Source organism: Tolypothrix sp. VBCCA 56010 (assembly GCF_050875635.1).
Classification (GTDB): Bacteria; Cyanobacteriota; Cyanobacteriia; order Cyanobacteriales; family Nostocaceae; genus Hassallia.
Genome location: NZ_JBPAOH010000095.1, coordinates 23638 through 30702, shown reverse-complemented (window position 1 = coordinate 30702; position 7065 = coordinate 23638). Strand labels below are relative to the sequence as shown.

Sequence of the window (7065 nt, the reverse complement as noted above, 5' to 3'; positions counted from 1 at the left end):
CAAGGAGAGGGGGGGAGGGGGAGAGGGGGAGAGTATTAAATTTTGAATTCTCCTTGTCTCCTTGTCCCCTTGTCTCCTTGTCCCCTTGTCTCCTTGTCTCCCACTCCCCCACTCCCCCACTCCCCCACTCCCCCACTCCCCCACTCCCCTTGTCCCCATTCCCCCCCTTCACAGCACCCGCAGCAAACTAGGAATGCTGTCTATCGCTTCTAGGGTGTTAATTTCTGCCAACGCTTGCCGAAAATTGCCTTCGCGTACATCGTGGGTGACAACAACAATTTCTGCTAGTTCTCCTTGAAAACCTGTTTGCACAATTGACTCTAAGCTGACGCCATACGTGCCAAAGCAAGTGCCCAATTTACCGATTACTCCGGGTTGGTCTTTCGTGAGGAAACGAGCGTAAAATCGGGTAATTAGTTCTGCCATTGGGACAATTTGGCAGTAATCTTGATGGCTGCAAGCTAATAAGGGATTTGGGCTAGCTGTACTGGTTTTGAGTGCTGCAACTAAATTTAATATATCTGAGGATACTGCACTGGCTGTTGCACCGGCACCAGCACCAGGACCAAAAAACATCACTTGTTTTAAGGGTTCGCCTTCGACGAGAATAGCGTTATAAACGCCGTTAATGCTGGCTAATGGATGTTCTTTAGGTACTAAGGTGGGATGAACTCTGACGGAGAGGGGAGGGGGGGAGGAGGGGGAGGGGGTGATTGTTTTGGCGATCGCTAACAATTTAATCACAAATCCCAATTTCTCGGCGTAGGCAATATCTGTTTTGCTAACTTGCCGAATTCCCTCACAATAAACGTCTTGCAAGTTGATGCGTCCACCAAAGGCTAATGATGCGAGGATGGCTATTTTATCGGCTGCGTCTAAGCCATCGACATCAGCTGTGGGGTCAGCTTCAGCGTAACCCAACTTTTGAGCATCAGCTAAAACATCGCTAAAGTTACTACCTTCGGTTTGCATCCGCGTGAGGATGTAGTTAGTTGTACCGTTTACGATACCTGTGACGGTGTGAATGCGATTCACACTTAAAGACTGCTTCAAAGGTTGAATTACTGGAATACCGCCACCAACAGCGGCTTCTAGCATTACATATACTCCGGCTTTATTGGCAGCTGTGAAAATTTCATCACCAAAACGAGCGATCGCTGCTTTGTTAGCGGTGACAATATGCTTACCATTTTCAATCGCTTTCAAGATAAGCGATCGCGCCGGCTCTAATCCTCCAATCAATTCCACAACAATATCTACCGCCGGGTCATTGACAATTGCCTCTAAATCTGTAGTCAAAACATTTTTTGCTAATTCTACAGCACGGGGTAATTGGGGCGATCGTACTCCTACCCGATATATTTCTATCTCTCGTAACAACGGGTGACGTCCGTTCAAATCTTGCAACAACTGCACCGTACCCGTCCCCACCGTCCCTAATCCTAGTATTCCCAGCTTCACACCCACAAACTTTATACCAAATTCCACCAATAACAATTGTAGGTGAGGCATATGCCCCACCTACTATCTTTTATCTTTTTATGAGTCGTAAGTTATCGTTATCTGTTATGAGCTTTCACTCCTAACTTCTGTACGGGCGGGGTTACCCCGCCCCCTCCTAACTCCAAACTCCATTAATAGGTTTCTACGTGCCAGCGACCGGCTTTCTTGATTTGCTTCTGGTAATCAGTCCAGTTTACACCTTCCTTAGCAGCAGCAGCACTCAGCGCCGCATCGATACCTTCTTCCATACCCCGCAAACCGCAGATGTATGTATGAGTTTTCTCTTCTTTAATCAGCTTCCACAATTCATCCGCGTGTTCTGCCACCCGGTCTTGGATGTACATTCTCCCACCTTGGGGGTTTTTCTGTTCGCGGCTGATAGCGCAAGTTAAACGGAAGTTTTCAGGATACTTTTGTTCCAATTCTTCCAATTCTTCCTTGTATAGAAGGTTTGGAGTTGTGGGAACGCCAAATATTAACCAAGCGAATCCATTAAATTGGTAATCTTGGTTAGCGGCTTTTTCTGCATCCTTAAACATTCGCCACAGGTAAGCCCGCATTGGTGCGATACCGGTTCCTGTCGCCATCATGATCACTTTGGCATCTGTGTCATCGGGTAATAACATTTCTTTACCCACAGGACCTGTGATTTTCACTTCGTCCCCTGGCTTGAGGAAACACAGATGAGTTGAGCAAACACCGTAAACTGTTTCGTTAGTTTCTGGGTGTTTGTACTCCAACTGACGGACGCACAGTGATATTGTTTTATCATCTACATCATCCCCGTGACGGGTCGAGGCGATCGAATATAGTCTGAGTTTTTCTGGCTTACCGTTCTTATCTACTCCTGGTGGGATAATACCAATACTTTGACCTTCTATATACTTCAAATTACTTTCAGAAAGGTCAAACTTGATGTGTTGAACAATACCAATCCCGTTTTCTTGAACTAACGCTTCATTAGATATACATTTCCCAATAAAAGGAGCATTGGGACGGTAAGTGTTCACGGGAACATCAGCGTGCTTGGCTTTCGCTTGAGTCATGGTGTTGCCTTTTTTGTCCTTTTTGGGCTGTTCTTGCTCAGAGTTGAGTGATTTGCCGAAGCCTTTCACTTCACTATTAGCTTTTACAGGTGTGGCTTGACCATTTCCTTTAATGTTAGCAGTCTTATCAGAAGTGGCGTTGTTAACTACTTCGTCTACACTTTCAGAAGTGGCGTTGTTAACTACTTCGTCTACACTTTCAGATGGAGATTTACCATTAAGCTCAATAGCACTTATTGGTTGGATACTAACAATTTTGCCGCCTAAGCGAGTGAGCCGTCGCATTTCTTGATTCATGCGGTTGTAAGGCACTCTGATGAAGACACTGCCACTTTGACGAATTGGGTAGTTCGTTTGATCGGTTTCTTCACTCTGACGCAGACCCACCACTTCGTAGAGAAAGATACGGCTACCTGATTCTTCATTGGCTGTAGCCTCAAGGGCACCTAGATTGTACATTCGTTCTACCACTCCGATATTTACTTAACCGTTACTGAAAAAACCCTTCCCACCACAAGCCTGTCTTAGTTTACCGGATTTCGGTTTCACACGGGCGCTGTAATTGGGAAAAGTGGCATTATAAACAAATGCCTTGCTAGGTACACTCGCCAAAGACATGCAGGCATGGAAAAAAGCACACCTGTTCACCTTCTAAGGTAAAGGATATGTCTTTTGGAGAATGTTAATAATGAGTCAATTTAATGTTTTCTTCTCAAACTTCTTCCCCCAAAAGAAAGATAACTTATACCTACTCTTTGGGTAAGTTGCCCCCATAAAGTTAGTTTATATCGGTGAATACCAATCACGGAAGGTGTTCTTCTGATTAGTTTTATATCTCCGACTTTGGCAGTCTCCTGCATTCAATCAAAATATAAGATAAATGCATTTATTCTTCTGTCATGCCTATTTCCACGAGTAAAACGCGGCTACAAACATTCAGATTTCCGGAGACGTAATTTGATAGTGTCTACCTATGGCAGAAATTCCCGGGCAGAATTTGTACTCTTACATAATGTAGTTTCCCACAAGATGATGTTTTGTTGAGCTTTTTTGCCAAGAATTATCTACGGTTGCTACCTACTCCTATATTTTCATCCAAAGATTGATAAAGATAGGCGATCGCGCTCGCTGGCTGCCTTTGTTTAGACAACTACAATTAAGTTTCACCCTGATGTGAAACTTCTGTCAACCTCTATTAGTGTCAGGGTATACAAACACTTTATCCGAAAATTTCTCCCTTATTCAAGTTGCTAGCTCTTTCTTTGGATATATTCTTGCTTTAAATATATATGCTAAAGAGCGATCGTTGCTACTCAAACTCACCTTCTCAAAAAAAATTTCTCCAAACATTATTATGGCTATAAGATTATACTTAACGAACTTAAACCATTAAGTCACAACCGACGATCCCCCCTTGTCACGGCAATAATGTGCGTTTGTCAAGGTGATTTCAAAATCTGCTCATCTATTATTGGCATGGTCGATTGAGTCAAAGATTCTTATTGACATCAAGTATTGTATAGAATAACCCCTTCTGTTAGAATCTAAATAATCACTAGGATTAAATACTTACCTGCGAAAAAGCAGAATTATACGACGGGTAACGAGTAGTTTGCTGTATACCCGTTAGATGCTTCATGCGATCGCAGGATAGAAAGAACGCAGGAGAAATTAACCATGAAAACTCCTAGCATAAAATCTGCTGTGTGAAAAAATTATTGCATTGACACATCTTTAGCATTTAGAGGAAATTTATGACAAGTAAGCCGGAACACGTGGTATTGATTGGAGTAGCTGGAGACTCAGGATGCGGTAAATCGACATTTTTGCGTCGTTTAATAGATTTGTTTGGTGAAGAATTAATGACAGTTATCTGCTTGGATGACTATCATTGCCTGGATCGCAAACAGCGCAAAGAAACCGGGATAACAGCACTTGACCCGAGGGCAAACAATTTTGACCTGATGTATGAGCAAATCAAAGCGCTCAAAGAAGGTAAAGCAATTGATAAGCCGATTTACAACCACGAAACCGGTTTGCTCGATCCCCCAGAAAGGATAGAGCCGAATCACATTATAGTGATTGAAGGGCTGCATCCTTTATATGATGAGCGAGTGCGATCGCTAATCGACTTCAGCGTATACTTCGATATCAGCGATGAAGTAAAAATCGCCTGGAAAATCCAGCGTGATATGGCAGAACGCGGTCATCGCTACGAAGATGTGGTAGCGCAAATCAATTCCCGCAAACCTGACTTTGATAAGTTCATCGAACCCCAAAGAGAATTTGCTGATGTAGTTCTCCAGGTATTGCCCACCAACCTAATTAAAGAAGACAAAGAACGCAAAGTACTGCGGGTACGTATGCTTCAACGCGAAGATAAGCAAGGCTTTGAGCCAACTTACCTATTCGATGAAGGATCAACCATCCAGTGGACTCCTTGCGGACGTAAGCTGACTTGTTCATACCCAGGTATGCAACTATACTACGGTTCAGATGTTTACTACGGTCGTTATGTCTCCGTACTTGAAGTAGATGGTCAATTTGACAACTTAGAAGAAGTCATTTACATTGAAACTCACCTAAGCAAAACATCTACCAAATACGAGGGTGAAATGACTCACCTGCTACTCCAGCACCGTGAGTATCCTGGTTCCAATAATGGTACTGGTTTATTCCAAGTGCTTACAGGTTTGAAAATGCGTGCCGCTTATGAGCGGTTGACAGCTACAGAAGCAAAGCTAGCAACAGCTCGGGTATAAAAGCAGCAGTCTTTGTGTCAAAGCTTTTGGGGATGCATGAGTGCAGCCCCTATTTTTTTGTGTAAAAATCAGTATTTTAACTTGAATACAGGTAGCGTAATTTTTATTTATATTAAAGAGATTACCAAAGATTTAGTGTTTTCATGAAGATAAAAGAAACACTAAGAGTTAATTGTAAAAATCTTGTTATGATTTCATAAATTAGTAGCTGAACTAAATGCTTGCACTTAGTTCATTAGCACAATCACAGGAGGAATTGCCTTTGTCTCGTCGCTATTTATTTACCTCCGAGTCTGTTACCGAAGGTCATCCCGATAAAATCTGCGATCAGATTTCTGATACGATTCTGGATGCTTTACTGGCACAAGACCCCAGCAGCCGTGTTGCTGCTGAGGTTGTGGTTAATACTGGCTTGGTGTTAATCACTGGTGAAATAACCACCAAAGCGAATGTCAATTACGTCAATCTCGCCAGAAAGAAAATTGCTGAAATTGGCTATACTGATGCCGATAACGGCTTTTCTGCCAATAGCGCCAGCATTTTGATCGCATTGGACGAACAATCGCCTGACATTGCCCAAGGCGTAAATACCGCCCAAGAAACCCGCGAAGAGGATAGTGATGAACTATTCGATAAAACTGGTGCTGGCGACCAAGGTATCATGTTCGGCTTCGCTTGCAACGAAACACCAGAATTGATGCCCTTGCCTATTTGTTTGGCACACCGCATTGCTCGCCGATTGGCAGCAGTCCGCAAAACAGGCGATTTACCTTACCTGCGTCCTGATGGCAAAACTCAAGTCACCATCGTCTACGAAGACGGACGCCCGGTAGGTATTGACACTATTTTGATTTCCACCCAACATACAGCCACTATTGGGGAAATCACCGACGAAGCCGCAGTACAAGCCAAAATTAAACAAGACCTCTGGACAGCAGTGGTCGAACCTGTTTTTGCCGACATCAACATTAAGCCGGATGGAGAGACACGCTTTTTAGTCAACCCCACCGGTAAATTTGTTGTTGGTGGTCCTCAAGGTGACTCCGGCTTGACTGGACGGAAAATCATCGTAGATACCTACGGTGGTTACTCGCGTCATGGTGGTGGTGCTTTCTCTGGCAAAGACCCCACGAAAGTAGACCGCAGTGCTGCTTATGCTTGTCGCTATGTGGCGAAAAATATTGTCGCTGCGGGTTTGGCAGAAAAATGTGAAGTCCAGTTGAGTTATGCGATCGGCGTAGCTAGACCGACAAGCATTTATGTGGATACCTTTGGTACAGGCAAAGTCGATGACGAAATTTTGCTGGAATTAGTCAAACAGCACTTTGAACTGCGTCCTTTGGGGATTATTCATAGCTTCAACTTACGCAACCAACCAAGTGAAAGAGGCGGACGTTTTTATCAGGACGTCGCGGCTTACGGTCATTTGGGACGGACTGATTTAGATTTGCCTTGGGAACGTACCGACAAGGCAGAATTGTTGAAGCAAGCCGCAAATAGTTCACTTTCTCAAGCGATGTCGAAAGCACTCACCTAAAGAGTGGGAACAAAGCGTTGAAACGCTTACTACGAAGTAAGTGCTATTGAGGGTATGGGCAACTATATAAGTTGCTTATGCCCTCATTATTTCTGTTGCAGGTTTTTTCACAATCATAGGAATGAGCGCATTCTTGTAGGGGCAATTCATGAATTGCCCCTACGTAAATTCAAGCTTTGACGACATGAGTGCGTAAGTCCTAAATCAGATTAATCGG

The 7065-nt window shown here is 43.7% G+C and carries 4 protein-coding genes; 2 read left to right on the top strand and 2 right to left on the bottom strand.

Features of this window, described 5'->3' with window-relative positions; translation table 11 throughout:
* Positions 1-168: 168 nt before the first annotated feature.
* Together AABK37_RS26615 and petH are read right to left on the bottom strand one after the other, a co-directional pair.
* The gene (locus AABK37_RS26615) at positions 169-1467 is read right to left on the bottom strand and encodes a homoserine dehydrogenase (protein WP_432554517.1); all 1299 of its coding nucleotides are present in this window, start codon (positions 1465-1467) and stop codon (positions 169-171) included.
* A gap of 167 nt (positions 1468-1634) precedes the next feature.
* Positions 1635-3008 carry a ferredoxin--NADP reductase gene (gene petH, locus AABK37_RS26610; RefSeq protein ID WP_432554513.1) on the bottom strand — a complete coding sequence of 458 codons (1374 nt, stop codon included), beginning with the start codon at positions 3006-3008 and terminating at the stop codon, positions 1635-1637.
* 1295 nt (positions 3009-4303) lie between these two features.
* Between petH and AABK37_RS26605 the strand changes: the two genes are divergently transcribed.
* The gene (locus AABK37_RS26605; RefSeq protein ID WP_432554512.1) at positions 4304-5311 is read left to right on the top strand and encodes a phosphoribulokinase; all 1008 of its coding nucleotides are present in this window, start codon (positions 4304-4306) and stop codon (positions 5309-5311) included.
* A gap of 262 nt (positions 5312-5573) precedes the next feature.
* On the top strand, positions 5574-6848 hold the full coding sequence (metK, locus tag AABK37_RS26600; RefSeq protein ID WP_432554516.1) for a methionine adenosyltransferase: 1275 nt from the start codon (positions 5574-5576) through the stop codon (positions 6846-6848).
* Positions 6849-7065 lie beyond the last annotated feature (217 nt).